Genomic DNA, 2867 nt, shown 5'->3' with positions numbered 1-2867 from the left:
GAGCAGCCTGCCGTACAGCGAGGTTGCCCGCCCCAAAGGCGCACGGGAAACCCCGCCGCCCGGGAGGGTAGCCGGGGCGCCAATTTCCCGTCTTCTTGGGCTGGTTGCCCGGCTTCTGGGCGGGTGCAGGGCCGTGTTGGTTGCTCAGTCCGGGAGCAAGTGAGCTGGCAATGTGGGATTCGACGGTGCTTTCCGAAGCATCCCATGATCATCGGCCGCGCCGGATGCCGTCAACGCCGTTGATTATCTTGATAACCCGTCGACGGCACCGGCTCTCAGCAGGGAACTTGCCATCCTGGAAAGTTGGGCCATACTTTCCACTATGGAAAGTTCACATGTTCCCAGTCCCGACGACGCAGCCGCGGCACTGCTGGCGGCCGAGCGTTCGCAGGCGGATCTCGTGGCGGGGCTGCGGCTCCCCCGCGGGTTCCTGCCGAGCCTCGCGGCGGCGATCGCCGTGCAGATCCTGACCGCAGCGATCGTGGTCGTGGTCAACGACGGGGTGGCCCAGAGCGTCGCCCTGCTGGGAGCCGCGCTGTTCGTGCTGGTCGTGGCCGTGCAGCTGGTGCGGTTCCGGCGGGTGAACGGCGCGTGGGTCGCGGGGCTGGCCCATCAGGTGATGCTCGGCTGCACCACGTGGTCGACGCTGGCCTACGGCGGCGGTCTGGCCGGCGCGGCGTGGGCCGGATTCGCCGACCGGTGGTGGCTCGCCGTGCTCTGCGCCGCGGCCGGCGGGGCCGGTTACGCGGCGAGTGGGGCACTGTGGATCCGTCGTTACCGCGGCGACCCGCAGGGCCACACCCAGCTCACCGCGCCGTGGACGGCCGCGGCCGCCGCCCTGGTCCTGCTCATCGCCGCCGGGCTGGGCCTGCTGCTGCTGGCCGGCTGAATGTCCACGCCATCCACGCCCCACGCGGCATCCGACATGGGTCTGGACGCGCTGTTGAACGCCCCGGTGCGGCTACGGCTCGCGAGCCTGCTCGCCGCCGTGTCCGAGCTGGAGTTCGTGACGCTGCGCGAGGCCCTGGGGGTCAGCGACTCCGTCCTGTCCAAGCAGGTCACGGCGCTGACCCAGGCCGGCTACGCCCGTAGCCGCAAGGGCACCCACCAGGACCGCCGCACCACCTGGATCGCCCTGACCCGCCCGGGCCACGAAGCCCTGCGCGCCCACGTCGCGGCTCTGCGCGCCATCATCGCCGACGTCGACTGAGCCACGCGGGCGTTCCCGGAGCCTTCTCCGAGCGATCGCCAGCGCGGTCACCGGCGCCGTCCGAGCTCCCGGCCGCGACCGTTCACCGCCGCCCGGCCGGGGACCGCGCCGGCTGACGCGGCCGGTCAGCGAAAGCGGCCGACAGCGCCGTACATGTTGACCTGGCTGTCCGCCAGACCGGCGGTGGCGATACCCGAGGGGTCGTCGGCGAGGAAGTCGTCGATCTCCGCCTCGGTGAGACCGTCCTCGTCGACACCGGTGCCCGCCTTGGTCGTCCTACCGGGGACGACAGAGGCGCCTGCGGCGTCGGCGGGTGCGGTGTCGGGGCGCCAGCGGTGGACGGGGACGATGCCGGGATCGACCAGTTCGAGGCCGTCGAAGAAGTGGGCGAACTCGTCCCGGCGGCGCAGCTGCACGGCGATGCCACCGGCCCGGTAGGCCGCAGCCCCCTGCTCGCTGATGGCCGGGGCGAAGTCGGGGGTGCCGTGGCTGACGACGAGATAGCTGCCCGCGGGCAGGGCGTCCAGCAGCCGGCGCACGAGGGTGAACGGTTCGCCAGCCTCGGTGTCGGGCAGGAAGTGCAGGATCGCCAGCACCGACAGGGCCACCGGCTGGGACAGGTCGAGGGTGTCCCGAAGTTCGGGGGCCGCCAGGATCGCGTCGATGTCGCGCAGGTCGGCGTCCAGGTAGGCGGTGCGCCCGGCGGAGGTGCTGGTCAGCAGCGCCCGGGCGTGCGCGAGGACCAGCGGATCGTTGTCGACGTAGACGACCCGGGCGTCCGGCGTGATCGCCTGGGCGACCTCGTGCAGGTTCGGCGAGGTCGGGATGCCGGTGCCGATGTCGAGGAACTGGCGGATACCGGCCTCGGCGGCCAGGTAGCGCGCGGCGCGGACCAGGAACGCCCGGTTCGCCCGGATCGCCCGGGCGATGTCGGGGGCGCCGGCCATCGCTCGCTGGCCGGCCTCCCGGTCGGCGGGGAAGTTGTCCTTACCGCCGAGGAAGTAGTCGTACATCCGCGCCGTGTGCGGCTGGTCGGTCTTCAGATCCACTGGTTTCCGCTCCCCCGCGCGCGGACGAATCCACGCCATCCGCCCACCGGCACCCACACCACCGTCAGCCATCGCCGCCCCTTCGCCCCGCTCGCCGCCCGCAGCGCACGACCACCCGCGACGCTGTGCGGACGGACCGCTGCCGGGACGCATCTCGTAGACCGAAGACGAACAACTCGTTCGCTTAAGGCAACCGTACCGGTTCGGTACCCATCGCATCGAGGAGCCCTCCCCGCCCGCCCCTGTGCGCATCAGCAGTGCGACGGCGTCCGGGATGTCCAGCGCCATCTGCTCTGCTGCCGCGCGCTCATGCGGCACGGCCGGAACTCGTCAACGGCGTTGATTATCTTGGTTGCACTCCAGGCGAGCCCGACGTCGTGGGCGTGCACCCACACCTGAGGTGGTTGGCGAACCGTTCGACGGCTTCGCGATGCCCGCACCGTTCATGACCTGGCGTGCCACGCCGACCCGCCCCCACACGACTGACACCATCAGCCTCCAACCTCCGACGCCCCGACCTCCGACATCCCGACATCCGCCCCCGGTCGCGACTACCTGGCGTGACCAATCTGCCGGGGGTCGCGGGTGTGCAGCGTGCACAGAGGTCG

General features: G+C 71.5%; 3 protein-coding genes. 2 read left to right on the top strand and 1 reads right to left on the bottom strand.

Annotated features, from left to right (window positions below; genetic code table 11):
• Positions 1 to 322: 322 nt before the first annotated feature.
• A complete protein-coding gene (locus G6R24_RS19975) occupies positions 323 to 889 on the top strand; it encodes a hypothetical protein (RefSeq protein WP_163550693.1) in 567 nt (188 codons plus the stop codon).
• A 36-nt stretch (positions 890 to 925) separates the two neighbouring features.
• Positions 926 to 1210, top strand: a complete 285-nt coding sequence (locus G6R24_RS19970; protein ID WP_163550692.1) for a transcriptional regulator — start codon at positions 926 to 928, stop codon at positions 1208 to 1210.
• 125 nt (positions 1211 to 1335) lie between these two features.
• Here G6R24_RS19970 and G6R24_RS19965 read toward each other — a convergent pair whose 3' ends face one another.
• Positions 1336 to 2331, bottom strand: coding sequence for an SAM-dependent methyltransferase (locus G6R24_RS19965; protein WP_163550691.1), 996 nt, complete (start codon positions 2329 to 2331; stop codon positions 1336 to 1338).
• Positions 2332 to 2867 lie beyond the last annotated feature (536 nt).

It is taken from the genome of Candidatus Frankia nodulisporulans, from assembly GCF_902806475.1.
In the GTDB taxonomy this organism is placed as follows: Bacteria; Actinomycetota; Actinomycetes; order Frankiales; family Frankiaceae; genus Frankia; species Frankia umida.
Note: the sequence above shows the minus strand (reverse complement) of the source record. Positions and strands in the feature narration are given on the sequence as shown.